This is a genomic window from Sphingomonas sp. PP-CC-1A-547, assembly GCF_003610375.1.
Lineage (GTDB): Bacteria > Pseudomonadota > Alphaproteobacteria > Sphingomonadales > Sphingomonadaceae > Sphingomonas.
On record NZ_RAPZ01000015.1, the window covers coordinates 39,592 to 65,329 of the forward strand.

At 61.1% G+C, this 25,738-nt stretch carries 23 protein-coding genes and 1 pseudogene; 11 read left to right on the forward strand and 13 right to left on the reverse strand.

The features are described from left to right. The first annotated feature begins 480 nt into the window (after nucleotides 1-480). The 8 genes from C8J39_RS19150 to C8J39_RS16540 all read left to right on the forward strand — a co-directional run bounded on the left by C8J39_RS19150 (nucleotide 481) and on the right by C8J39_RS16540 (nucleotide 13,422). Nucleotides 481-1,275, forward strand: coding sequence for a hypothetical protein (locus C8J39_RS19150; RefSeq protein WP_243650224.1), 795 nt, complete (start codon nucleotides 481-483; stop codon nucleotides 1,273-1,275). 120 nt (nucleotides 1,276-1,395) lie between these two features. Continuing rightward, a complete protein-coding gene (locus C8J39_RS18560) occupies nucleotides 1,396-2,367 on the forward strand; it encodes a glycosyltransferase (RefSeq protein ID WP_132833640.1) in 972 nt (323 codons plus the stop codon). Further along, nucleotides 2,354-3,721 (forward strand): flippase, encoded by a 1,368-nt coding sequence (locus C8J39_RS16515; protein ID WP_120301456.1) that lies wholly within the window; start codon nucleotides 2,354-2,356, stop codon nucleotides 3,719-3,721. Before C8J39_RS18560 ends, C8J39_RS16515 begins: the two co-directional genes overlap by 14 nt. A 406-nt stretch (nucleotides 3,722-4,127) precedes the next feature. Next, a complete protein-coding gene (locus C8J39_RS16520; RefSeq protein WP_404969370.1) occupies nucleotides 4,128-4,748 on the forward strand; it encodes a polysaccharide biosynthesis/export family protein in 621 nt (206 codons plus the stop codon). Between the two features lie 13 nt (nucleotides 4,749-4,761). Continuing rightward, complete coding sequence (locus tag C8J39_RS16525; protein WP_120301458.1) at nucleotides 4,762-6,975, forward strand: GumC family protein; 2,214 nt, start codon at nucleotides 4,762-4,764, stop codon at nucleotides 6,973-6,975. A 192-nt stretch (nucleotides 6,976-7,167) separates the two neighbouring features. Further along, nucleotides 7,168-8,211 (forward strand): hypothetical protein, encoded by a 1,044-nt coding sequence (locus C8J39_RS18565; RefSeq protein ID WP_147420680.1) that lies wholly within the window; start codon nucleotides 7,168-7,170, stop codon nucleotides 8,209-8,211. Between the two features lie 1,572 nt (nucleotides 8,212-9,783). After that, entirely contained in the window at nucleotides 9,784-9,981 is a 198-nt protein-coding gene (locus tag C8J39_RS16530; RefSeq protein WP_056066550.1) for a hypothetical protein, read from the forward strand. Nucleotides 9,982-11,055: 1,074 nt separating this feature from the next. Beyond that, complete coding sequence (locus C8J39_RS16540) at nucleotides 11,056-13,422, forward strand: membrane-bound PQQ-dependent dehydrogenase, glucose/quinate/shikimate family (protein ID WP_120301460.1); 2,367 nt, start codon at nucleotides 11,056-11,058, stop codon at nucleotides 13,420-13,422. A 468-nt stretch (nucleotides 13,423-13,890) separates the two neighbouring features. Here C8J39_RS16540 and C8J39_RS16545 read toward each other — a convergent pair whose 3' ends face one another. Then, complete coding sequence (locus C8J39_RS16545) at nucleotides 13,891-14,550, reverse strand: hypothetical protein (RefSeq protein ID WP_132833643.1); 660 nt, start codon at nucleotides 14,548-14,550, stop codon at nucleotides 13,891-13,893. A gap of 249 nt (nucleotides 14,551-14,799) precedes the next feature. On the opposite strand from C8J39_RS16545, the gene C8J39_RS16550 reads away from it, so the two are divergent. Further along, nucleotides 14,800-15,177: a hypothetical protein gene (locus C8J39_RS16550; protein ID WP_120301462.1), complete on the forward strand. Its 378-nt coding sequence runs from the start codon at nucleotides 14,800-14,802 to the stop codon at nucleotides 15,175-15,177. Between the two features lie 166 nt (nucleotides 15,178-15,343). Here C8J39_RS16550 and C8J39_RS16555 read toward each other — a convergent pair whose 3' ends face one another. The 9 genes from C8J39_RS16555 to C8J39_RS16595 form a co-directional block, all read right to left on the reverse strand. Then, nucleotides 15,344-15,574 (reverse strand): hypothetical protein, encoded by a 231-nt coding sequence (locus C8J39_RS16555; protein WP_120301463.1) that lies wholly within the window; start codon nucleotides 15,572-15,574, stop codon nucleotides 15,344-15,346. Nucleotides 15,575-15,664: 90 nt separating this feature from the next. Beyond that, nucleotides 15,665-15,844 carry a hypothetical protein gene (locus tag C8J39_RS16560; protein WP_132833645.1) on the reverse strand — a complete coding sequence of 60 codons (180 nt, stop codon included), beginning with the start codon at nucleotides 15,842-15,844 and terminating at the stop codon, nucleotides 15,665-15,667. Between the two features lie 11 nt (nucleotides 15,845-15,855). Continuing rightward, nucleotides 15,856-16,524, reverse strand: a complete 669-nt coding sequence (locus tag C8J39_RS16565) for a hypothetical protein (RefSeq protein ID WP_120301465.1) — start codon at nucleotides 16,522-16,524, stop codon at nucleotides 15,856-15,858. 81 nt (nucleotides 16,525-16,605) lie between these two features. Further along, a complete protein-coding gene (locus tag C8J39_RS16570) occupies nucleotides 16,606-17,319 on the reverse strand; it encodes a hypothetical protein (protein WP_120301466.1) in 714 nt (237 codons plus the stop codon). A 636-nt stretch (nucleotides 17,320-17,955) separates the two neighbouring features. After that, a complete protein-coding gene (locus C8J39_RS16575; RefSeq protein ID WP_120301467.1) occupies nucleotides 17,956-18,864 on the reverse strand; it encodes a HEPN domain-containing protein in 909 nt (302 codons plus the stop codon). Between the two features lie 66 nt (nucleotides 18,865-18,930). Further along, a complete protein-coding gene (locus tag C8J39_RS16580; protein ID WP_147420681.1) occupies nucleotides 18,931-19,359 on the reverse strand; it encodes a hypothetical protein in 429 nt (142 codons plus the stop codon). A 149-nt stretch (nucleotides 19,360-19,508) separates the two neighbouring features. Further along, nucleotides 19,509-20,075 (reverse strand): hypothetical protein, encoded by a 567-nt coding sequence (locus C8J39_RS16585; RefSeq protein WP_120301469.1) that lies wholly within the window; start codon nucleotides 20,073-20,075, stop codon nucleotides 19,509-19,511. A gap of 125 nt (nucleotides 20,076-20,200) precedes the next feature. After that, nucleotides 20,201-20,680: a hypothetical protein gene (locus C8J39_RS16590; protein WP_147420682.1), complete on the reverse strand. Its 480-nt coding sequence runs from the start codon at nucleotides 20,678-20,680 to the stop codon at nucleotides 20,201-20,203. 149 nt (nucleotides 20,681-20,829) lie between these two features. Further along, nucleotides 20,830-21,351 carry a hypothetical protein gene (locus tag C8J39_RS16595; RefSeq protein WP_120301471.1) on the reverse strand — a complete coding sequence of 174 codons (522 nt, stop codon included), beginning with the start codon at nucleotides 21,349-21,351 and terminating at the stop codon, nucleotides 20,830-20,832. Between the two features lie 191 nt (nucleotides 21,352-21,542). Between C8J39_RS16595 and C8J39_RS16600 the strand changes: the two genes are divergently transcribed. Beyond that, on the forward strand, nucleotides 21,543-22,103 hold the full coding sequence (locus C8J39_RS16600) for a TetR/AcrR family transcriptional regulator (RefSeq protein WP_120301472.1): 561 nt from the start codon (nucleotides 21,543-21,545) through the stop codon (nucleotides 22,101-22,103). A gap of 30 nt (nucleotides 22,104-22,133) precedes the next feature. On the opposite strand, the gene C8J39_RS16605 is transcribed toward C8J39_RS16600, so the two are convergent. The 3 genes from C8J39_RS16605 to C8J39_RS16615 all read right to left on the reverse strand — a co-directional run bounded on the left by C8J39_RS16605 (nucleotide 22,134) and on the right by C8J39_RS16615 (nucleotide 25,421). Continuing rightward, on the reverse strand, nucleotides 22,134-24,080 hold the full coding sequence (locus tag C8J39_RS16605; protein ID WP_120301473.1) for a relaxase/mobilization nuclease domain-containing protein: 1,947 nt from the start codon (nucleotides 24,078-24,080) through the stop codon (nucleotides 22,134-22,136). After that, entirely contained in the window at nucleotides 24,077-24,448 is a 372-nt protein-coding gene (locus tag C8J39_RS16610; RefSeq protein WP_132833649.1) for a hypothetical protein, read from the reverse strand. Before C8J39_RS16610 ends, C8J39_RS16605 begins: the two co-directional genes overlap by 4 nt. 277 nt (nucleotides 24,449-24,725) lie before the next feature. After that, nucleotides 24,726-25,421, reverse strand: a complete 696-nt coding sequence (locus C8J39_RS16615) for an ATP-binding cassette domain-containing protein (RefSeq protein ID WP_243650208.1) — start codon at nucleotides 25,419-25,421, stop codon at nucleotides 24,726-24,728. Nucleotides 25,422-25,598: 177 nt separating this feature from the next. Here C8J39_RS16615 and C8J39_RS19155 point away from each other — a divergent pair. Then, nucleotides 25,599-25,732 (forward strand): annotated as a pseudogene (locus C8J39_RS19155) (recombinase family protein); the annotation flags it as partial. Between the last annotated feature and the right edge of the window lie 6 nt (nucleotides 25,733-25,738).

Consider the following 25,738-nt stretch of genomic DNA (forward strand, 5'->3'; position numbering starts at 1 on the left):
TTTCATCCAGTCCTACGGTTGTTGGGGGCAGGGGCGGGGGTTTCGAGTATCGTGCCGTTGGCAGCTGGGGCAGTTCTGATCGATGCCTCGGGAAGATCGGGGTTTCGCATGGAATCCTTGTCGATCGATAGTAATGCTCTTCTGTCAAAAGTCGGCATCCTCCTGGCTCGCCGGCGCGAAAGTCCGAACTGCAACGCCACGCGCATACGCGACGTTAGGGTAGAAGGGGCGTTCTCTCACGCCGCTGTCGTAGCGGTGGCCGCTGAGAGTATGGTGTGGAGTGAATGCCACTTTCAAAACGGGCATGTACCGGCTCGGAGCGCCTGTTTCATCACTAGCCATTCGCCTGAGCAAGCAGGATTGGTCGACGTCGGACCATGGGTCGAAGGGCCAAACACCGATAATCGCTTTTTTGGCTGCACATTTTACACGCCATATCAGGGTGCTTGCCCCGTCCATCTACGCGGCTCTACCGGTACAATGTTCTTTGGATGCACGATTATCGCTGGTGACGCGATGAATACGCGATTAGTGACCTATCGACCAGGGAAAGGCATTTTTAACGGGCCTGTCGGATGGTTTGGCTGCCATTTCGAAGTCTTTGGTCGAGGCAGCGTGGTTCACTTCCTGGACGCACCACTTGGTGTATCGTATTTCCAAAGCGTGCAATGTCAGGGCGGATCGCTTGTAGTAGAGGCGGGAACGGCGCAAGTCGATTTTGACCGCACGGACTCGAGGCGGCAACCTGTTTTGCGTAACTGGCGGTGGCAATCGCCGCCTACCCCGCCGGGTGTCGAACGTGTCGATTTTCATGCTTATCTACTGGACAGCTGCAGCATTGATTCGCGGGTAGGGCCAAGCGCAGGTAATGTGATTGCTCTGGGCGCGATTGATCATAGCGAGATTTTTGCTCACGAGGTTCGGACCTCTCAAGTTGTCGGAACACCGCTCCGCCTAGCCTCCGATGGAATGCCTAACGCTGGAACATGGCCTGCTGGCGCTTTTATCGAGAACCTCAATGTTGTTCGGGGGCAACCTACCGGCTGGCGGGTTCCTAAGGGCGGCGGGGGGACAATCGCCACTGAAGACGGATGGGGGCGAAATGGCGCAGGCCTCTTTCCAGGCGAGATTGTAAATTATAAGGGCGTGCCCCACGCTGTTTGGTACGTCGATCCTTCCGGTTTTGTGATTCTCGAAGGAAGTGGATCGTCGCGAATATCGCTCGCAGATATCGAGCAGCGCGCCCCCTCTCTCTTGGCACTTCCGGCCCTTTAAGTTTTTCCCCCTCAAAGCGGCTGGCAATCGGCTGCCTCTTGGTTCAAGGCGCCCCGCAATTCCTATAACGGCGGACCCTTTTATGCGCCTTGCACCAAGTACCTCCAAGGGGAGGGGGTTATGACCATGCTCGTCAGCGCAACTGCCGAACCGTATCAAATTACCGAAAACGTCTACCTTGATCCCAATTCCGGGCATCAATGGGACGAGCTTATCCAACGAGATTTTCTCGCGGACACCTTCCACGCTCTGCAGGAGCTTCTCGATCCCGAACTGCAAGACGTAAAATTCTATGTCTTCAGCCCACATCGCGCTGATCGGGTTCCGGCATCTATCGCTTTCAACGGGCAGCGTAAGGTCCTGATCTTTCTGTCTGATGAGGCAGACTCTGTTACGCCAACGGCACTTTCACAGTATTATATTGCGATATTTAAACCTAGCATGCGCGCCGAAAAAGTAGGCGAAAACATACATACGATGAGCCTTGGTTTAGCCAATGGTGTTCCGGCAATCTCGGGGACGCCAATGCCGGAGCGGCAGGTTGACGTTCTATTTACGGGTAATCTAAACCGTAATCGGTATCCCCTTTATTTTGCGTTCCACCCAATATTGCGTAAGATGCCAAAGCTAGCGCATAATAAGCTGTTCCACCTGATTGCTCGGTCGCCACTGGGCCGTCTCCTTAAGCGAGATTTCAGTGTAAAAACGCATGGCGTTCGGCTGATAACCTTCACGTCTGGTTTCGGAAAGGGTTTGAGTCGGGATGCGTATGGTAAGATGTTGGCTGACAGTCGTGTTGTACTCGCTCCACGAGGTTTTGTAAGCGCCGAAACCTTTCGGCATCTTGAAGCACTACGTGCTGGTGCAGTCGTCGTGTCGGATAGGCTGCCGGATACATTCTTGTATCGCAACTCACCGATCATTTGCGTCGACAACTGGAGCGATGGGTTACGCGTCGTGGACGACCTTCTGCAAGATCCTGATCGTCTCGAATGCCTTCATACGGCTGGCTTGCGGTGGTACGATGAGAAACTCTCGCCCTATGCCACGGCACGTTGGATTATTGAAAAGGTAAGCAATGCTAACGCCTGAGCCAAGCGCAAATGCGTCGGCTAAAAAACTCTCCGTTAAATTCGCTCGCTTTAAGCCCGGAGCTCTCCGAGCCAGTTTGGCACAACGAACGGTACTGAAAAGCCTAGCTGCTAACGTTAGTTGGCTAGTCGCGGATCGCGTGATCAGGTTGGGTGTTGGTCTTGTAGTAAACATATGGATTGCTCGGTTTTTGGGACCGGCGAAGTTTGGTCTTTTTAATTACGCCCAAGCAATAGCTACGATGTTTTCGTTCGCCTCTACGCTTGGTCTGCCAGAAATACTGATGCGTGATTTGGTGGGCCGGCCGGATCGCCAGCGAATGATTTTAGCAAGTGCGTTTGCCCTGCGAGTTGGCGGTGCAGCATTGGTATTATTGCTATCGATGATTTTCATTGTCGCTACGCGGCCCACCGAACCGGCGACTTGGGTTATTATGGCCTTTTTAGCGAGTGCTCAAATCGCCCAATCAATGGATGTCATTGATTCCGAGTACCAAAGTAGGGGTAAAGTAAGCAGAATTGTTCTTCTGAGAAACCTAAACTTTTTGGTTTTTTCGGTATTGAAGGTTGCTGCGATCCTTCTTGGGGCCGGGGTTATCACGTTTGCCCTCCTGTATTCATTAGAGCTGTTTGTTGTCGCGGGTCTAATGTATGCGGCTGCGACGCACGACGGGCATGCTTTTGCTATCAAAGATGCAACGCGAGAGGAAATGCGGCGACTTTTGAAAGAGGTGGCTCCACAAATCGCACGATTGGCCATCATAGGCGTGTATATGCGGGCCGATCAGCTATTGATCGGTCAGTTGCTGGGAGACGCCCAGGTAGGTATCTATACAGCGGCTACTCGGCTGATAGAGGCATGGTATCTCGTTATAACTGCAGTAATGCTGGCGGTAACGCCTCGGTTGGCGCATACATTCCACTTCGACCACGATCGGTATGATCAGCAATTAACGCTTGTGATCAGATTTATTACGTGGGCATCGGTTGGTGTTGCTCTAGTCGTAACTGTTGTCGCACCAACTGCAATAAAACTCCTATATGGCACCGCGTTTGCAGCCGCGGGACCGGTACTGATGGTGCACGGTTGGGCAACGGTGTTTAGCTCGCTAGGCCAAGCAGTTAGCGGCGCGTTGGTAAACCGTCGGCTGCTTCATATCGGGGTCTATCAAGCTTTGCTCGGTGCGGCTGTGAATATCGGAACCTGCCTATTACTCATCCCGTTGATGGGTGTCGTTGGCGCCGCGGTTGCAGCTGTGGTGACGCAAATTGCCACCGGGTTGCTGCTGAATGCTTTTTTTCCAGAGACCCGACACCTTCTGCGAATACAGCTCCGAGCCATCTTTTTTCGCTGACGCACGAGCGGCCGGTTTGTGGTGGGGCGGGTAGGTGTATGGCGTGTGCCTGGAGCCATCCGAAGATCTCATTTCGATAGGCTTGGTTCAGGCACTCCAGCGATGGCGTCCGCGCAATAGCGAACTTCCGAAGGGGCCAACCGTTCCCGTAGTGAGGCTTTTGGGTCACAGACGCGTCGATCGCGCGTCCGTATATGAAGGTTGTAAGGCGGATGCCTTCTGCGCGTCGGTGCGCCGACCGGCGTTAAGCTTTACCGTCGTCAAACGAGCATCTATAGGGCGCTCTCATATTCAATTTGAGAAGCCTCCCAAGCGTATGCGTAGTGATCGCTATATAGTGTTAATTGCGCTCGCGCTGGGAGCGTGTGCGCATACGGAGCCGCTAGTTTCCACGCCTCGCCTGTCCGTGGTAGAGGGGAGTCAGGCTCTTCCTGCGCCCAACCGACAGGATTTGACTGCCGCGGACCGGCCGGCTTTGATCGGTCCGCTGGATACGATCCAGGTTGATGTCTTTAACGTCCCCGAGCTCAGCCGCGAGATGCAGGTCGATGCCAGTGGGCGTATCGCGATGCCGCTTGCCGGCACAGTCGATGCGCGTGGCCGTACGGCTAGCGAACTGGCTCGTGCGGTCGAAGCAGCGCTTCGGGGACGGTATGTCCGCAAGCCCGAGGTCACCGTCAATATCAAAAGTTCGGTAAGCCAGGTCGTAACCATCGACGGGCAAGTCGTGGAGCCTGGGCTTTATCCGGTTACCAATCAGATGACGCTATTGCGCGCCATTGCTTCGGCGAAGGGCATGTCTGAATTTGCGCGCCAGAATGAGGTCGTGATCTTGCGAACCGTTCAGGGGCGAAAGATGGCCGGTCTTTACGATGTCGATGCCATCCGCCGCGGCGCGTATGACGATCCAGCTATCTTTGCCAACGACGTGATCGTAGTCGGCGATTCACCGCAGCGGCGCCTATTCCGCGATTTTGTATCATTGTCGCCGATAGTTGCCGCGCCACTGATCGCGATCCTTCAGTAAGGCTGAGGCTTACATGAATTTAATTACTTCCCCATCGTTTCGTGGCGCTGCATCCACGACGCAAGGCATTGGTGAGTCACAAGCTCCTGAAGCGGACCGTAAGTCGATCATTCGCCAGTATCTTGGGATTGCTTTGCGGTGGCGCTACGTAATCATAGGTATTACCGCGGCTTGCATTTTGCTTGGTTTGATCGCGACGTTGTTGATGACGCCGAAATATACGGCCGTATCGACAATCGAGATTGCACGAGAAGCTAGTAAGGTCGCCGAATTCCAGGGTGTTGACCGTGAAAACAGCACCTCTGACCAGGAGTTTTATCAGACTCAATACGGGCTTCTGCGGTCGAGGGCTTTGTCCGAACGGGTCGCGACTCAGCTGAGACTGGTGGACGATCCAAAATTCTTTGCTATGTTCGGCTATAGTTCCGACAAGCCAGCGTTCGCCCTCGTCAACGACCGTTACCCAGCAGCAGGTCGAGCAGAGCGGCAACGCGTCGCTGGAGAATTGCTGGGGCTTCGTTTGGCCGTCACGCCAATGCGCCTATCACGGCTCGTCGACATTAGTTTCACGAGCCCTGATCCTGTGTTCTCTGCTCGAATTGCTAATGCTTGGGCAGACAATTTCATTCAGACCAATCTGGAGCGCAAGGTTCAGGCGACATCCTATGGTCGCAACCTTTTGCAACGCCAGCTTGCCTTGCAGAAAGAGCGCTTGGATAACTCTCAGCGCCAGCTTGTCGGGTATGCATCCGCTCAGCAGATTATCAATCTACCGTCGCAATCCAGCGGAAGTGGTGCGACAACGTCGGAACGCTCGATTGTGGCTGACGATCTAGCGGCACTCAACGCCGTGCTTTCGCAAGCTACGGCAGAGCGTATTCAGGCTGAGGCACGCTACCAGCAGGCAGGTCGTTCGGGCGCTTCCACGGACGCACTTCGTAATCCAGCAATTAACAGCTTGCGGCAACGTCGCGCGGAATTGGCGGCGGAGTATGCACGCCTCATGGTTCAATTCGAACCTGGCTATCCGGCGGCAAAGGCAATTCAATCGCAGCTTGACCAGCTTGATCGTTCGATCACGCGTGAAGAAGGGCGCGTCTCGGGATCACAACTTGCGGACTACCGTGAAGCGCAGGAGCGAGAAAACGCTTTGCGCACCAAGGTTGACCAGCTGAAAACGAACTATCTCGACCTGCGTCGCCGCAGCATCCAGTATAATATCTATCAGCAAGAGGTAGACACCAATCGAGCCCTTTATGATGGGCTACTTCAGCGCTTCAAGGAGATCGGTGTTGCCGGTGGTGTCGGTGTCAACAACGTGTCGATCGTGGATACCGCCGATGTTCCGCAGAAGGCCTCGAGCCCAAGACTACTGCTCAACCTCCTTACAGCACTTCTTGCCGGGCTTGGCCTCGGTGCGCTTGTTGCGTTCGCGCTTGAGCAAATGGACGAGGCCATCGCAGATCCGAGTGAGGTGCAACAGCGGCTTGGGTTGCCCTTGCTTGGCACCGTTCCGAAGGTGCGAAATGGGGTAGCGCCACGGGATGAGTTGCTTGATCGCAAGTCCGATTTGGTGGACGCCTATCTCGCGGTGAACACTAATCTCGGTTTCACGACCGAGCATGGTGTACCAAGGTCGTTCTCGGTGACGTCGACGCGGCCGGCGGAAGGTAAATCCACGACCGCTATTGCGCTGGCAACGATGCTGGCGCGGGCACAGCGTAAGGTGATCCTGATAGATGGCGATATGCGCTCGCCTTCGATTCACCACCTTGGTGGTGTCGATCACAACCGAGGCTTGAGCAACTTTCTCGTCGGAGAAGACGATATTGGTTCACTCATATTCCAAATGAGTGACCTCGGCATCACCGCGATGTCGGCAGGCCCGATTCCGCCTAATGCGGCCGAACTACTAACAGGTTCACGACTTTCTCTGCTGCTTGGCCGCCTGCTTGAAACCTATGATCATGTCATAATCGATTCTCCACCCGTCATGGGCTTGGCGGATGCTCCCTTGATAGCGAGCCGAGTAGAGGGCTTGATCTTTGTTGCTGAATCGCATGGCATTCGGTCGAGCATGGTCAAAACCGCCATCGGCCGGCTTGCAAGCGCCAATGTCCGGATCATCGGGTGCGTTTTGACAAAATTTGAAGCCCGTCGCTCACGCTATGGTTATGGATATGAGTACGGCTACGGTTATGGCCGAACCGACGCAGTAAAGGCGTAATCGCGGATGGCCCGGTCCAACGCGTCGCCCCGACGCTCGCCGGCTGAATGGGGAGTCCGGCTCGCGTTGGCGGGACTCGCCGCAATCGGTGCATGCCTGAGCCTTATGTTTTCCCTTGGCCAGGTGCAGGCGACGGCAAATCCGGTGCTCGCTCATCGGTTGGCCCCCTATAGTGGCCGGATCACGGGGCGCGTGGCCACGGCGCTATCGGGCGCGGACGCGACTAAGGCGGACCGTCAGCGAGCCGACAAATTAGCGTTGCTGTCGCTGCAACAGGATCCGGCGACGGTTGCGGCGCTCGCAGTTTTGGGAACTAACGCGCAGCTTCGGGGTGATACAGCCCGTGCGCGTGTCATGTTTAAATACTCCGAGAAGTTGTCGCGCCGGGATGCGCAGACACAGTTGTGGTTGATCGAGGATGCAGTTGGACGAAGTGACATATCCGGTGCGCTTCGGCACTACGACATTGCGTTACGAACCTCGCCAAAACTGGCAGACCTGCTCTTTCCGGTTTTGACCGCTGCAAGCTCGGAAAACGATATTCGGGCTCCGCTGATCCATACGTTAGCCAACAGGCCCGCTTGGAGTGAAAGCTTTGTCAATTATGCCGCGACCACGACCTCAAACCCGCGGGCGACGGCACGTCTTTTGACGGGCCTGCGCCATGCCGGTTTTGTTGTGCCTGAGCGAGCGCATGCTGCATTGATCGATACGCTGTTTGCGCGGGGTGCATTTGATGAGGCCTGGGCATATTACACCGGTATTCGCCCTGGTGCGGACCGACGCCGATCGCGCGATGCCACTTTCAGCGCGGAGCTGAAGAACCCGTCTGTATTCGATTGGGTATCTCAGAATGACGTAGGTATGGACACCTCGATTCAACGCGGCAAAACTGGCGGGGTCTTTTACTTTTCTGCTCCGGCCAGTGTCGGTGGCACGCTTATCCAGCAAGGACAGATGCTGCCGGCCGGCACGTATCGGATTGCAGGAAATAGCGCTGGGATTGATCAAAATGACAATGCACGCCCCTTTTGGACATTGCGCTGTCAAGATGGTCGTGAACTTGGCCGGATCGATTTGCCCAACTCGAGCCAAGCTCAAGGCTCTTTCGAGGGAAAGTTTGCAGTGCCGACGGGATGCCCTGTACAAACACTGGTACTGATCGCGCGACCTTCGGATGCCGTCGGCGGACTGAGCGGCGAACTAAACCGTGTTCAGGTGTTACCGGTCCGTTGAATTTTCAAAGCGTAAGATAGCTGGGAACGTTGAATGCGTCATGTTCTGTCTGTGGCCTTATACTTGCTGGTAGCTGTGCCGGTTGACGCGCAGGTGCGCGCGTCATCGGCGGATCAGGCAAGCGTTGATCAGGATGATTATTCGCTGTTGCAGCAACAGCAACAGCCGGAGCAGCAGCCCACGCGGAGCATTCAGAGCTCTGGCCGGGTAGCGGACTCGGCAGTAGGCATAGTTGGACAGAGGCAAACGCGTGAGCAAATGGGATATGCTTCGCCGATGGGGCGGATTGCCAGTCGAATACCGAACAGGGTTCAGAACCGTATTCGGAATCGGATAGATCCGAGCTATGACCCGCAAGCCAATGCTGCGTCACCCTTCTTGACGGCTGAGGATCAGGCCCGAATCGCGTCTCGAGGACGGTAGACCTTCGATCATACCTGACTGATGAGAGTGTCTGGCAGTTGGTCTGCGCCTGACAGGCCTGTACGAGTAGGCTAAAACAAGGCTGGACCTCAATCGCGTCCCAAGCGTACGGGCTGTGTATGAAAAACTCTAAATCTTTTTTTTGGGTACCCCTCGCGCTCCTCTCTTCGTGCGCGCATGGACCGAAGCTTCCGCCTGATTATATGGGCGCAATAAGAACACAGACGTCTGTGGCTGATATGGCGACCTGTATTGGACAGGCGGTGACAGTGGCACCTACGGCTACGACAAATGGTTTTGTTGTCGAAGCGCCTAATGCGCAACCCCCGCGTCGGTATACGGTGATACAAGACAAAATAGAAACAGTTGTCACCGTTCAGGGTGGCTACGGCAGCGAGCCAGTAGTTTCTGATGTCGCTGCGGTAAAGTGCGCAATCCCGCCTCGGTAAATGTTAAACCGTACACTTGCATGGTTTTGGGTTGTAATGATCTCCGTAGTCCTGTGCGGCTGTGATCGCCCATTGCCTGCGCATCGAGATGTAAGCGCGCCAGTGGCCCGACAGGAAATCGAGGACATTGATCTTCAAACCCGTCTTCGTGTCGCGGAGGACAGAATAAGTAAGCTGGAACGCGAAGTGATTGCGTTACAAGCGGCGCCAGCCGACGTTGAGGCCGATCTACTAAAGCAGAGATTAAGTGCGGCTGAGGCAGCGCTTGCGGCCTCGGCACAATCGAATCAGAGCTGGGAAGCTGCCCAACCTGTAAAAGTCGATAACCCGCGCTCGACCAAAATCGTTAGAGTCGATCCGTCTCTCGATCCGCCCCCACCGGCACCATCGCGCCGCACGCGGTTACAACTCGTTGATCCTAAAACGTTCGAACTGAAACGCTAAGGCGTTTGCGCGTGTGCACCGTTCTATCCTGCTGTTCTAGCAACCGAGGAACGATTTCAGGGAGGTGGCTGTCGCCCGCGTTTGTTAGTCCGCCTTTCGTCCGATAACTGTAAGTCTCGGACGAAAGGCTAGCCTGCTGAAACCCGGCGTGGCACACACGCTTATATGGTCGCTTCGCACACTGGGACTCACGCCGGTTGATCCCGACCATGTCCAAGCGCCAGCACCGCTCGTTATTGTCGACCCGGATCAACCGATGTTGCCGGCACTCCTTCACGAAAAGATCGAGCGGGCTGCCGCGTATGCCAAGGCAGCTCGCGCCGGTGCGACCCGGCGTGCGTATGAGTCGGATTGGGCGATTTTCACGGCATGGTGCGTGCAGCACGGTCTGATATCGCTGCCGGCAACGCCGGAGGTCGTCGCTGTCTTCGCCAGCGATCAGGCGACCGCCTAGCGATTTTTCGTCATCATTCTGAGGATGCTGCCGTCTCGGCAGGCGTACCCACGTCAAATGCGCCTGCCAGATGCGACGATGACCCCAATGTTGCCCTGTGCGTATTCGCACTGCGGCAGCAGGCTATTGAAGCGTCGGCATTTTTTTTCAACTCGAAACGCGCGCGTTACCGCTCACATTTCCGGCGAGAGCGATCGCAAACCGTTAGCGCTAGGAGTCCGTTGGAGTTTTCCGTGTAATAGCACGAAGTCTCCCTCGCTGGTCGTCCGGCTCATACCACAGTCCTGGGTTTTCCTAGTAAAGGGAGCAGAACCGCGCGGATTTCCACGAGTTTGTATCTGAACTGCGGTGCTTCCCTGAAGATAGGCCGTCTGTACACGTTTAGCCTCGGTCTAGTCCCTCGAACGTTCGTGCTATCGCACGGAAAACCTCTTTTATCAGCATGCCGTCGTCTCGGCGCTCCGACACGCGCCACGCCTACTCCATGGCGACGCGCGTTCTCCTCGGCACTCCGCTCGAGGGAAGGCTCATGGTCGCGAGTTCCGCCTGGTCTCGCGATAGTGCGGTCCGCACGAAGGCCGCCGGTCGCCGCGGGTCCGTTGCGCCTTCCAGCCTCGCCCCATCGGAGATCGAGGAATGGCAATTTCTGCTCGAGCGTCGGCTCGTGCGGTTCTCCGAGGTCTTCGTCTGAGAGCAGGTCGCATGCGTTCGAGCCCAAGCTCCGGACCACGTCCCGCTGCGCCGTCCAACGAGCGCCCGCGCCACGGGTGGAAGACGTTGAAGCACCCTAGGGTCGCAGCAACGCACGGCACCCGTCTTCTCTCCTTCGGCGACGACCAGTGCCACACTTGTACCAACCGCTGCGATTGCGATTTCCGCCCGGGTCGCATCCCATTCTTGACGTTGGCAGGGTCCGGCATGGCCGCCGTCAGAACGGCGATCCCCTGTGACCGCCGTTCGAACCTCCCCGAGCGACCTCTCCTGTCGAGCGGCCGGTGAAGCTGGAATCTGTCTTGCGGAATGACAGTCAAGCGATCAGACGTCTTCCATCGTAGATCATACAGGACCCTCGGCATGTCCCGCTTCCTTACATTCGCACTAGCGTGGATCGTCGCGACGCTCGGGGGCTTCTTCGTCGTCGCAGGCGGCGTGCTGGTGGCGAACAGCGGGTCGCCCTATTATCTCATCGCCGGTCTCGCGATGATCGCGAGCGGTGCGCTGATCGGCCGCGGCAATCCCGCGGGCCGCGGCGTCTTCGTCGCGATCTGGGTCGGTACGCTGATCTGGGCGGTGTGGGAGGTCGGCTTCGACTGGCTCCAGCTCGTGCCGAGAGTGGTCGCACCGACGGTCCTGCTCGTTCTCGTCCTGCTGACCGGTCTTCGACGCGGTCGCGGCTCGGTCCGTTCGCACGTGATGCCGGCCGCCGCGGCGGTCGCCGCGCTCGTGTTCGCCTGCGGCCTTCTCCTGCATGGCCAGGATGCGTCCGCGCGAGACGCGACGTCCGCCACCAGCGCCGCGCCATCGGCGACCGGAGAGGCGGACGGCGACTGGCGCGATTACGGCGGCACGCTGTCGGGTCGCCGCTATTCGGCGCTCGGCGACATCACGCCGGCCAACGTCGGCAAGCTCGAACTCGCCTGGACGCAGCGCACAGGCGACTTGCCGATGCCCGCGGAGTCCAAGGAGCATCTGCGCGAATATCATTCCGAGGCGACCCCGATCCATATCGGCGACACGCTCTACACCTGCACGCCGCACTCGTTCGTCCAGGCGATCGACGCGACGACGGGCAGGACGAAGTGGAGCTGGCACGAGAACGCCGAGGTCAAGGGCAACAACTATCTCGTGTGCCGCGGCGTCGTCTACTACGAGGCGCCCGCTGGCACGCCGTGCCCGCGTCGCATCTTCGCGCCGACCTTTAACGCCCGGCTGGTCGCGCTCGACGCCGACACGGGTCGGCCGTGCCCGAGCTTCGCCGATGGCGGATCGATCGACCTGCGAGCGAACATGGGCGTCTCGACGCCCTCCGACCAGATCGCGACCACCCCGCCGGTGGTCGTCAACAACCGCTTGATCGTCGGCGAGCGGATCGTCGACAATGTCAATCGCAACATTCCGAGCGGCGTCGTGCGCGCCTACGACCCGGTGTCGGGCCGTCCGGTCTGGGCCTGGGACGTGGGCCGCTCGCAGGACGCGATCGCGCCGCTGCCCGCCGGCCAGAACTACACGCGCGGCACGCCTAATGTCTGGGGGGCGATCACCGCGGATGCCGCCAACGGGATCGTCTATCTCGGCACCGGCAATGCTTCGCCAGACTACTGGATCGGGTATCGCCGGCCGTTCGACGACCGCTTCGGCACCGCTATCGTCGCGCTGGACGTCGCTACAGGCAAGCTGCGCTGGGTGCGCCAGCTCGTCCACCACGACATGTGGGACATGGATCTGCCGATAGGGCCGTCGCTCTTTGACTATCGCGCACCCAACGGTCGCGTCATCCCCGCGCTCATCCAGACGACCAAGATGGGCCAGGTGTATTTCCTCAACCGTCTGAACGGCGCGCCGCTCGCTGCGATCGCTGAGCGCCCAGTGCGGACCGACGGCGCGACGCCGGGGGTGACGGTGTCGCCTACGCAGCCGTTCTCGATCGGAATGCCGTCGTTCACGCCGCCCGCACCGACCGAGAAGGCCACATGGGGCGCGACGCCGATAGACCAGCTGATGTGCCGCATCGACATCCGCCGATCGCAGGGCGCAGGCATCTACCAGCCGATCGGGTTGAAGCCGATCATCGGCCATCCCGCGTTCGACGGCGTCACCGACTGGGGCGGTGCGGCGGTCGATCCGGTCCGCGGCACCATGACCGTCAACACGATGGAGATGCCGTTCAAGCTGTGGCTGATGCGCCGCGACGATCCGCGCGTCGGGCCGCTGATGGCGCAGAAGAAGGGCGGAGAGAACGCGATGCAGGCGCAGCTCCAGACGCAGTACAACACGCCGTACGTGGCGGTCGTGCAGGCGTGGGTCGGCATCTTCGGCGCACCGTGCGTCGCGCCGCCTTGGGGACACCTGACCGCCGTCGACCTGAAGACGCGCAAGGTGCTGTGGCGGGAAGTGCTGGGCACCGCGCGCGATACGGGTCTGTTCGGCTCGCATCTCGGCGTCCCGATCAAGACCGGCGTGCCCAACCTGGGCGGGTCGATCATCACCGCGGGCGGCCTCGTGTTCATCGGCGCCACGACCGACCAGTATCTGCGCGCGTTCGATCTCAGGTCCGGCAAGGTGGTGTGGAAGGCACGGCTGCCAGCCGGCGCGCAGGCGACGCCGATGACCTATCGGGGGCGCGATGGGCGCCAGTATGTCGTCATCACCGCAGGCGGTCATGGTGCGCTCGGCACGCGCTACGGCGACTACACCATGGCGTTCGCACTGCCGCGGACATGAGCTCGAGCAAGATCGCGTGGCTTCGTCCTGCGGTCTGGCTGCGCGAGGAAGCGAACCCATGACTACCGCTAGCCTAGTCTCGTAGACCCCCGTCACGGGAAAGTGACGGGGGTCGGCATCCTCAACTTCGGCTCGTCTGCTGTGAAGGGGGGTGAGCGCCGATACATGTGCCGTCGCACCCCGAGGTCGCCCGTCGCGGGGAACTCCAACCGAGGGAGTGAACCGCTGCCTGCCTAGACGGAGGCTGCTGCGCGGACCACGGGTGATCGAAGCACGTGGGATCACGTCCTGACGAGACGGTTGCTGAACGCCCCCCAAGCCGCTGGTCGGGCAGCAACCCTACAGTTCGCCGCCGATCTGCTCGCGCGAAGTTCCTGCTTGCCCGAAACTGCCAGGAAGCCATCGTCCGGCTGAGCCGTCAGTTCTGGCATGCATCTTCGATGTCTCCGAGAACACGATCGGCCTCGATCAGTTCAGCGACGCGACCTTCGACACGAAGCGGGCATTCGCCTCGTCGATGGCGCGGTCCACTTCGAGCCCCGCCTGTCCTTCCGCAAAGTTCTTTTTCGCCTTGCTGCTGAAGGCGGTGGCGGGAACGCGAAGCGCCTCTGTTGGCGAATGGACGCTGCGGACCGACAGGGGCTTGCCGGCCACGTCCGCCTCGATCTCCACGACGAAGGGCGGGTTCCCGTTGGTGGTCTCCGCAGGATCGAACCAACCGTCCGGCGTCTTGTCGCGGCTGCATTTGGGCGCGGCGGCACTTCGACCGACGAAGCCCGCCCCACCGTTGACCGAAGCGACCCCGATCGAGAGCGCCTGGTCCATCTGCGCCGCCGCGGAGTTGAAGAGCACCTGATACGACCTGACCACCACCGGCCGCTGCTCCAGGCGTCGCGCCGACGACGAAGCGCGGAGCGCGGCTTCCAGAGCGTCGAGCCGCTTCCGGGAGCGGCCATCGTCGCTGAGGACCCGGATGCCATAGCTGCAGGAGAAGACGCTGGCCGACAGGTTGCGCTGACGGTCCTCGCCTGCGGGACGACGATCGACGATCAGCGCCCTCGGAGCCTGCGCCGGTGCGGCGCTTGCCGAAGCGACCACCGCAAGAGCGGCGAGCCTGTATGCGATCATGATGACGTCCCCTTCGTTGGCACCCTACGCCGCCCGCACCCCGTTGCAACCCGGCCGACGCATCCGGCCGCCCTGATCCTGGACGTGGTGGTGCAATCCGCTCCCCAATCATGATCGGCGGTCTGCGGAAATCCGTGCCCTTCGCAGCCTGACCGGCCGACACGGACGATCGGCGCGCGTTGACGCCGCGGAAAGCCGGGATAGGCTGGCGCCACGATCGTTCTTCCCCTGCGCTTGAGGTGGTGTTCAATGCTGCTGCTTTCCGTATTGCTTCTCGCGTCCCCGGGCTTCGCGACGGCGGCTTGTCCCGTCGGCGCCCAGTGGGGCATGCGTCCCCTGGCCATGCGCAACAAGAACGTCGTCCGCATCTCCGATGGCGAACTGGTGTTCAACGGAGCGCGACTGTCGGACGATCTGCTGCGCCAGTATCTCCAGGCCGGCGCTCGAACGTCGCCACGGCCAGGGCTCGTCATCGATACGACGGACATGCCGTGCGCGGTCAAGATGCGGATCGTCGCTCATGCGGAAGCGGCCGGCGGATGCACTCCCGAGACCTGCAGCGTCTTCGCGATGGGACACAGACCCCCTCCGCCGGCGCTTCCACCTTCCGGCGGCAAATGGCCATGACAAACGCGTTCACGATCGGGGCGATCGTGCGCTCAGGCGCGAGCATCGGCCAGTCGCGCCGCATTCGTTTGATCGATCCGCACGCTACGCCCAGATGATCCGGTCCCGCTGCGTAGCGCACGGCTCGCCTCTGGCGACAAGGGGCGAACAGTATTTGGGGTGGGGTCTACGATCCGCAGACCATGAGACCACGCGCCTTCCAGATCGTGGCGCCGACGCTTACCTCCAGATCGGCAGCCTGCTCAATCGTCTCGCTGCCGTTCCGCGTCGCAGGCCCGACGGACGCGACGCTCACGGCGACGCCGCCGCCAGACCAGCGATCGTGGGTGAACGGGAACAGATCGCGCGCGTCGGCGGCAGGCTGAAGCGCCACGACGCCCGACGGGAGCCGAACCACCGCATGATCGTCAGATGCGGCGAAACGGATGCGACGGTCCTTCGCCTGCGACCAGGAGCAACCCGTTCCGGACGCTTTGGCCGCCCCGATCTACGCGGAGGGCAGCGGCAACGCGCCGGCGACCCTTTTCGCATCGGCCGCGCCGGGGGATCCGATCGCCACCTGGGAAATGCCCGCCAGCATCGCGACGACCATGACGCTCCCCATTACGAGGCGCGCGGGCCTCGACGTGCCGATCGCGACGCTCCAGGGCTTCAAGCTATCTTCCATGCTCGACGCCATCAGAACGCACCCCGTCTGGCCGGCGGGGAAAGCCTGTCCGCCGCCGCCTTGACCGCGGCCTTGTCGGCGTCGCCGGCCTGCTGCCCGCGCGTCCCCAGGATCTGCAGCGAGCTTCCCGACAGCGACGTTCTGATCGCCGGACTGGACTCGAGCGGGCTGCAACGTCCCACGCACCAGGCGCCGTTCGCCGCCGTGCCGTCGGTCGGCATGCCGTATTTGGTCTCCAACTGTCGGACAAGGGCCGCAGGATCGACCCTGTTGGTGGGGATCGAAAGCTGGAAACGGTCCACGACCGGTCCCGATGCCGTCTGCGCCATGCCGACGCGCAGGCTCTCACCCGTCGGACCGTCGCAGAACAGATCGCCGACGCCCGTCCCCTGCGGCGGAAAGCCGAGCCCCCCTCCGTGGCGCTTGGCCACTTCCAGGTCGACCAGCTGCTGGAAGGTCTGATAGCCCTTCTCGCGGCGGCACCTGTATGTCCCGGCCAGCGCGCCTTCCGCGGCCGCCAGCGACATGCCCAGACGGACGCCCGCTACGTCCATCGCCAGCGGTCCTCGTCTTGGCGGCGAAGCGATCGGCGCTGCCCGGTGGGTGGTCTGCGCCTCGGCCGCTCCTGCGCATGCCAGCGCGGTCAGGGCGAGGACGATGGTGTTGGCTTGCTTCTTCACGGATGCTTCCTTTCGGCGGCGGCCTCGGCCGCGCGCGCGAATGTTGAACGGATTGTCGGAATCGATCGGGGCTTCTGACTCTCAGCGGGGCATCACCCGCCACCCGTCGCTCTCCAGCACCATTGGCAGGGTGGCCTCCTTTGGCTCCGCCATCCGAGCCTTGTCCTTGTCCGGCACGATGGAGAGGGGCTCCACGCCCCTGAAGCGATACGTGACCTGGGAGACCCGCCGTCCGCCGAGGTCGACCGGCTCGCTCCACCGAATGACGTCGACGAGCTCGCCTTTCGCGGCGCAGACGGCCGGAAACGGCAGCATCCCGACCTCCGTCTTCCGCTCGACCGAGCGGAAATACGGCGCGGCCTTGTCGGTCGGCGCATACGTGACGACCGGCTGGCGCGAGGCCGGAAGCGAGACGCCGCGCTCCTTGACCGGCATCGCCGCCGCGGTCCTCTTCAGGAAGCCGGCACGGGACGCGTCGTCGAGCATGGCGATCATCGACGCGTGGGTCGCCGACCCGAACATCGGGGGCTTGGCCGGGACGGTCAGGGGGAAGACGGCGTTATCTGTCCGTCCGTCGGCAACCATGATCGGCAGATCGATCGTCTGGCAGAATGCGTCGCGGACAACCGGCTCGAGGACGGACCGAAAGTTCGCGTCGCTCACTCCCTTGTGGTCGCTGCAGCCCGACGCCAACGCGCCGATTGCGAGAAGCGCCGTAGGGACGGCTCCCGCACGCGATCGGTCCTTCTTGGTCTTCGAATTCCCGTAGAAGGGCGGCTCTTCGCCGCAGGTCATCCAACGCATCTCGTGCGCACTCCCGTTTCCGGGCGCCGCAGCTTTTCCAGCCGGCGGCACCGCCCTGTTGTCGGGGCGATGCCGGCCCGTGAGCCGGAAGTTGAGAACTCGCGATTAGACGAGCGCGAACGCCTTTAGGCCCGGAGGCCTTGGACATGCGCGTCCGCCTCCCGGCCGAAACTGGTTCGACCGGGCATACGGCTACTAATCGCGGGGTTCTCACGCCCCGGTCCGCCTGTTGGCGAACGAGAAAGGTCTACGCGGTACGGGCCGAAACAATCAATCCTGCATTCGCCGATATGGCGACTTTGGATCTGATCCGCGGATCACTAACCGACCAGCGGCTTCTGAATGCCGTCTCAAAAGGCCTTACAGAAGACCGCACGCGATCTCTAACCCACACGGTCAGAAACCTTTTGCATCACGGGCGACAACCACAGAAGTCCTAACCATGAGGCGGGCCTAATCGCATCGGCCCGAAAGCCGGACCCCTTCGCCCAAAAATGGACGGCGTCGAAACGTTCGTCGGTGGTCGCATGGGGGATATCGATCAAAGGCCTGTTGTCACGCAAGAGCCGGCCTCCGCGCTGAACCCGGTCGCGCAGGGGTGCCGAAGCGCAGCGGGACCATTGCCGATCAGGCCAGAGCCTGTAGCCGCTCCAGACAAATTTGTTCGACAAGTCCTTGCAGCGCCCGCACTCGCTGGCTCAGCCATGCGAGTTCTTCATCGGTAATGGCGTAATGCGGAGAATAGCGGGCGTTTACATAGGCCTGCCGCAGTATTTCGAAGCAGCGCCGCTCGAACTTGGTCTCGCGCGGCCAAGCGGCAACCAAGCGCTGATCGACTTGTTCGCACCGCGATCGAAGGAACATCAACTTGTGCGATTTGGGGCTGTAGAGGCTCAGAACCAATAAGGTGCAGTGATACAGGCGCTCGGCCGTTTGATGGAGCAGAAACGCAGCAAGCTTAAGTTTGTCACGGTTTGCCGCGTCCTCAGCGCCTTGCAAGAAATCTCCAGCGCTCGAAAACCACTCGTCAAAATGCCTCTGCGCCTCGGCACGTGCCTCATCTGGCGGCAATTTGGCAGGCGCCGCGAGTCCAAACCCTTCAGCCTCGTACAACGCGATGCCGTCCCGGACGACGTCGACGAAGAACGGTCGTCCACGCTCAAGCTGCTTGTTGAGGTCGGTCAGCGAATGCACGATGAAGTTCACCGGCGCCGACAGCGTGCGGGTGATCGTCACGTCGCGCACCAGCCGGTCTTCCGCAGCGGCCCAATAGTCGACGACATCAGTCAGTTGCTCGTCGTTGACGACGACCAGGATATCATAGTCCGACCGGTACTCACCAATAGGGTCATCTACCCAGTCGCCCCGCGCATATGAGCCGTACAGTACGAGCTTCAGGATGCGTCCGGCTTTTTTCGACGGCTTCGTGGTTCCGCGCAGCCGCGCCTCGAATTCCTCGAAGAGGATGCGGACGACCGCCTGCAATTCGCGCTGCGCGGTTGCCGGAAGAACATCAAGGGCGGTGACCGGTTTCACGCAAGCATGGTTCGCTGCAAACGGGGCGTTTGCCAACCCCTGACGATGGGGCGAGCCTTAACGACTTCAACCATCGTCACCCCATATGACCCGCCGAAGCTCGGCGCTGCCGCAAGCGATCCCCGCCATGCGATCGACTGGACTGGTAAACGGCATGGGGTCGCTCGGAATCAGGCCGCTGCGGCCGAGGACCACCGCCCGATGACGGCTGTCGTTCGGTACGAAAGCCGGTGCGCGTCTGCGCATCGTCCAGAACAACAGGTTCTGGCAATGCTCGGTACGATCGGTTGCGCGAAAGACGACGTCGAACCGGATCGGATGCGGATCGTCCTTGCCGCGCAAACTCACCAGAAGCACATCCGCCTCCATTTTCCGTGCAACCAAATCTGCCGCGAGCAGAGCGAAGGCAATCGGGCCGTCAGCCGCGGCGAGGACGCAGTTGCCACGCGGCAGGTACAGACAGCCGGGCGGCAGGTGAGAGGTTTCGCTCGGCAACAGCACGAGCGGTGGTGGCATGTGCGGTAGCAGACCGATGAGCGCGCGTACGAGGGGTGAGACGAAGCTCAGATGGTCTATTAGGGGATTCATGGGGAACTCGATTTTGATATGAAGGGGGAGGGGACCGCATCTGCGGCGCGGTCGGCTCATCCGTGTTTCTCGAGCCAATCGCCCCAGAGATCACCCGCCAGTGCCTTGCTGTCGGGGCCGAGCAGATCGGTCACGAAGTCGGCGCAATGCGAGCCGATGATCCGACGCGCGGAAATCAGCAGGTGACAATGCGGCTTGCTGCGCCGCCCGGCGATCTGCGGCACGTGGAATGCCGCCACCACTGGGGTCTCGCGCTCGATTGCGAAGTGCTGGAGCGCAAAGCCACGGGCCAACTCCCACCCGCGGTGGAGCAGGCTCTGCTGAGCAAAGCGCAGCGTGATCAGCACCGCGAGATCCTGCTGTGCCGGCATGCGATGCAGGTCGATGAACCGTGCCAAGGCCTGCGGATCCTGGCAGGCATCGGGTGCGTGCGGCGGAAGCAGCACGTCCCAGCGCGCGCAGGTCGGTTGCCACTGATCGAGCATCGGCAAACCGAACTGCACGAGCCGGCGGTGGACCACGTCGAGCATTCTGTTCGGTCTGTCCTTGTAGCTGCAGCCGATGATCCCGAAGCTGCCATCGGCGTTCTGGAACGGCCCCTGACTGGCGTAATCGCGCACCATGCCGGTGGCTGTAGGAGAGGGGCTGGTCTCCGCGTCATCGACGATGGCAGGAACGGGTGGAAGCTGGCCGGACGTTGCGCCTGCGGCCAAACGTGTCACCCCGATGGCGGGTTTGGGTGACATGCTCAGCACCCCCTCACGCAGCGGCGGATTATGCGGTCGGCGCGGCGAAAGCCGGCGTCGCGCTCGCGGAGCGTGCGCGACGGTTCGTTCGCGCGGCAGACCGTGCCGCCTTCGATCCGGTACGCAGCACGGCCTGGTTCGGCCGGCTGGAATGCGCTGTTGCCTTCGGTACCGAGCCAGAGGCGGTACCCGGTATGCGACGTCGTACGCCCGCCACCGTTCGTGACAATCTCAAGGACCGCACGCGGCAGGTGGCCTCCAGGCACTGCCGTCGAGACGAAGCAGCTATCCAGTTTGCCGATGATGGTTCGCATCTGATCCCTTGGCAGGTCGATGTACTCGGTTGCGACCGTGAACCAGGCGTTGCCGCAGCGTTTGAAGACCGAGATGATCATCACGTTGCCGTGCCCATCGGGGGCCAACAGCAGTTGATGGGCTGCTCGCGTATCGTGGCCGAGCGCGGGCGTGATCGTGGCGATCACCTCCGCAGTTTCGGTGTAGGAATGGGTCACAGGAAAACCTTGTATTGGAGCCTGTCTCGCACCCAGGCCTGAGCTTTTTTCATCCTGCCCTTCGGAGACATTCAGCCTCCTCCAATCCCGTGCCCGCGCATCACCGTTCTGGCTGCACATCATCGCACCTCCCCCAGCGGCAGGAGGCTGGCGATGTCGGCACCTGCACGCAGGATGCCCGAAGCGCGCTCCTCCAGTGTGTGATAGGGCGAGACGAGTTCGAGGCTGCATCCCTCGAAGGTCATTAACACCGCCGGACCGACTCCCAGTGGAACGAGCCAGGTGTCGCCGCCTGGGCCGGTCCACACAGCCAGGTCGTTCATCGACCACGGCGCGCACGGCAGCAGGCCGAGCGTCAGATCGACCGAGAGTTCGATGACGTCGCGGGGCTTCCGCGTAACGCGCGTCAGCACAACGTCGTACTGTGCGTCCGCTGCGAGCGTTGCGACGATGTCACGCAGCGCGGGCGCCGGTTTGTTGGTGACACTGAGAACGATTCCGCGATCTTCGACGTGGACGGTCGCCTCGGGCAGGCCGGCGGTATCGATGAAGTCGTAGCGCTGATGGACGTTGAGAGCGTGCAGCAGATAGCCGAGGACGATGCCGGCGACGTCGGTCGTCTGCGGATAGCGTGTGATCATGTGTGAAAGGCCTTGAACGTCGTCGTCGCGAACCTCGTGGTCCGGACAAGCCCTCCCTGTTTTCATCTAAACTTCGGGGCTCAAGCCCACCCTCACTGACCTCAAATCTAGCTGTTTCTACCGTTCTGCAGGCGCCTACTCGAAGGAATGCGAAGCTTGTGCACAGTTGTACGAAAGCCTAACGTCAGACCATGGCACGCCCGAACTCTGCCGATCCCGACGCGACCCGTGAGCGCATCCTGGACGCCGCCGTGATCCTTTCGGTCCATGACGGCTTCGACAGTTTGTCCGCCCGTAGCGTCGCCCTGGCATCCGGCGTTTCCGCTACGACCGTGTGCGCGCTGTTTGGCGGCATGTCGGGTTTGCATGCAAAAGTGATCGAGACGGCGTTTGTGCCTTTGCTCAAGGCGTTCAGCGCTATCGACCATAAACCGTCGATGAGCGTGTTCAAAGTAGCTACCGGACAACTGTACGAAAGCGCGACGCTCGCTGGTCTCGTGACGCAGATCGCAGCGCTTGCGGGGCTTCGCCACGGCCGGCACCGTGCTCTTGCCGACCAGATTGACCGATCATTGAACGTCGTCCGCGATCATTTCGCGACCGTCGAAGTTCCGAACAGCCCGCTTCGCGGCTACGGTGATTCGGTTGTCGTCGCCGATCGGATTATCGCGGTCTATTTCGCTGCCGCGTTTCATCTCGCGCCCGATCCGGGCACCGATCGCGACCGCCTGCGGGCCCTTGTGGGCGAATAGAGCCAAACGGCTCTGGCCGTTGTAGGATAGTCAGCGACCCTCGCTGTGACCCTTGCCAGGCCGAGCGACCGGAAATTGTGCTTCCGTGTCCGTCGGCCCTTTTGCCTTGGCCCCGCTTCGTGGCTTTTCGACATTGCTCGCGAGATCGATCAGCCCTCCAGGTTTTGAAACGGCAACATCACGCGTGGACCTCTCTCGGGAACGCTTTCTTTCGGCGGCAGGTTCGGATGCGGACCGTTGAGACAGGAGCGGTATTGGAGGGCCGCTTTCATCGGGACCGCCAGGGCGACGTCTAGTGTTTCGCGGAGCTGGAATTCTATCTGAATCGATATCCGTGTCTGTCGGCGGCAAGATGCTGGCAATCGCTACCGCCGAGTCCACTACCGGGACGGCTTGACTCTTGAGATGGTCGCTGACTTCGACTGCACGGCGCCTGACAAAGTCGGGGTCGTTCAAAACCTCGCTTAATCCGTGGGCTTTCGCCAGCGCATATACCCGTTCGCGGAAAGCGGCGCTGCCGCTAACCGACACCTTGCCATCGAAATTCAAGGCAGCCAGCCTGAGCGCGCCTAACAGTGCCGCATCATCATCGGCGATTACATCGATGCGCGGGCCGCGATCGAGAAAGGCTGTTGGGGATTGGGGCCCTCGGGCATACCGCACGCCATCGGCGCAAGGGTAGCCCGTATAACCTTCGACCACATGCGGAGAAACCGCCCCGGCGCGCCGTCCACCGTGTAGCGACGGGAAGCCGCTCACCCGGTGTCGATGCGGCCATCGCTCTGCCAAGACCCCTTCGCCGTGCGCATAGTAAAAGCTCTGCAGGTCAGGAGGAGGCCGCTTGATCTTGCTCGCTTTTGCCGAGGCCTGGTCCCGGGCCGCCGCCCGCGCGATGTTCGTTGCGGTCACGGGCTTGCCAACCTCCGTGGCGCGCGCTGCACGGGCCTTGCGCTTGTCATCCTGAAGCTTTCGCCACTGTTCGCACGCCGCACGATATTCCTCGGCGCGCAACGCCTCTGTAAAACGGTCGTCATCAACCAATCTGGTAACGAGCGGGGTCACCGCATCACGGGGTTGGAACCCACCAAGTCGTTTTTCCAGCCGCGTGCGAGTGATGGCCCGATCTACGATCGATGCCTTTACCCGCTCATTACCGACACCGATCGTCACACCATTGGTGCCTGTCAGGTCATAGGTGATGCCGACGCCTGCAAGCGAAGCGTGAAGCTCGGCCCAGGACCTTGCCGCCTTGATCCGCGGCAGCGCGTCATCCTGCGCGATCCGCTGCGCAGAGCGATAGCCGGTCCGATTCTCGAAAGCGGCTGCGGCCGGGCGGATTGATTCCCGACCGTCCTCGATGCGTGCAAGCGCACTTGCGGTCAGGACCGGACGGCCGTTCGCAACTTCGTATCGGTTATCTTTCTCGGCCTGCCATCCGAACCGATCGACGATGAGTGCGACCGCCTGGTGGGCTGCCTCCAGTGTGAAGCCGTCGTTTATCTCGATCATGCGACGCGTGGCGCAATCGTATCGGTTCAAGGCGAGATGAACATGGCGGTTACGGGTATCGCCGTGGCAGGCGTAGATGCAGGGCTGGTCGGCAACGTCCAGATGTTCGACGAACAGCGCAACCACCGCATCAACTTGATCCGGTGTGGGCAGTTCATCCTCACGCCAGCTCAGCAACCAATGGTCGACAGGGTTGGGGCTACGGCGGGCTTCCTGGGCGACGGCGATCATTTCGGCCCGTTGTCCTTCGATCGTTTCGCTAACGAAACCTCTGGCGCCGATGTGGAACAGCCGTTCTGTCGATGGGGCGGCGAGTTTCTGGCTCAGCATATATTCGACCAGATGCGCCCGTTCTGCGCTTTCCTTGTCGGGCAGCCTTAGGTAATCGACCAGCCGCCGCGCATGTGTCGAGCGCTCGATGGTGGCATTCCTGCCTGCGGGTCGGGCGGGGATTTTCTTGACGATCATGACACCGTGTCATCGTCCGCGTCCGCGCTGGGAATGTCCTGGGATAGCCGCGCAATAGCCGTGCGGACTTCGGTGAGCGTAGCCGCTGTCTGCCCAACGTCCATGCCAGGATGCTCGGTCAGCATCTGCAGGCGGCGCCCGATCAGATGCAGAGCGGCGATTCTGCGCAGTCCGTCGCGGCTGCGAATACCCCCGCCGAACACACGCGCCCGGACAAGCGTGGAAATACCGATGTCGCCCGCCTCGAGATGAAGCGCATCCCATTCCTCGTTGCTGACGCGGAAGACGATTTTTTTGCCGCTGTCGGCGCGGCGTGCCCGGCTCAAACGCGGCTTTCGCTTTGGTTGATCGGGGGTCTGATCCGCCACTCTACCCCCCCTGCGACAAGCCCCACGGCGCGGAGCAGGTTTGCGATAGCAGAACGTGGTGTCATACACCACCCATCCTGCTTATACCTTCCAATGCCTTCCTTATGCCTTCTTTCCTCCCCCGACAGCACAGGCGCAGGCCGGAGCTGCTCCATTCTTGCTGCTACCTTATGACTGCCGTCGGGCAGGTGTGCGTCAGGCGATTTCCGGCGTCGCTGCCCCCGTCTGTCGTTCGAACAGGCGACGATAGTGGCCGTCATCGAACGCCAGCAGACCGTCATGCGAGCCATCTTCCACGATCCGCCCCGCTGCGAACACGGGAATTTGGTCGAGCGCGCGGACGGTGGAGAGTCGGTGCGCGATGACGATCGCGGCGCGGCCGACCAGTAGCCGATCCATCGCCCTCGGATACGGTGTCGAGGCTGGAAGTGGCCTCATCCAGGATCAGGATCGGGGCATTGAACAGGAAGGCACGCGCGATTGCTACCCGCTGGCGTTCACCGCCCGACAACTCCACACCCAGCTCGCGGACCAGCGTGCGATAGCCCTTTGGCAGCGCCACAGTGAAATCATGGGCGTTGGCAAGCCAGGCCGCCTGCTCGATCTCCGCGTGGCTCGCGCCCGGGCGTACATAGCCGATATTATCGGCCAGCGTGCGGTGGAACAGCACTTCCTCCTGCGGCACGATTGCGACCTGCCGACGTAGCGCCCCCTGCTTCGCGAGCGCAACGTCCTGCCCGTCGATTGTCACGCGACCGCCATCGACGTCGTAGAGCCGCTGGATCAGCTTCACAAAGCAGGTCTTGCCCGACCCTGACGGCCCGACCAGACCGACGCACTGCTCGGCCGGAATTGTGACGGTCAGATGCTGGTAAAGCGGGCAGTCCTGCCCGGCATAGCGGAAGGCCACGTCCTCGAACCGGATCGCGCCCCAGGCGGCGCCACTGCTCGAAGCGGTGATGCGTGCCCCCATCGCCTGCCTGCCGAGACGGTAGAACAGGCGGTGTGGGGTAAGCGAGGGTCCTCGGAGCCCTGTCCGTCAGACGGTCCTATGGCGGTCAGCATGAATATGTCCGTCAACTCTGGACCCGCGTTGGCGATGCGGACAAGAATGCAAATCGATGGTGCAACGGACAGATCGGGACCGGCAGTGGCTATGATCGGCTATGCACAGGTTCGACCAGCGACCAGAAGCTGGCGCTCCAGCACGACGGGCTTAACGCAGTCGGATGCGAACGCATCTTCTACGACCACGCATCCGGGGCGAAGACAGACCGCCCGGGTACGTGA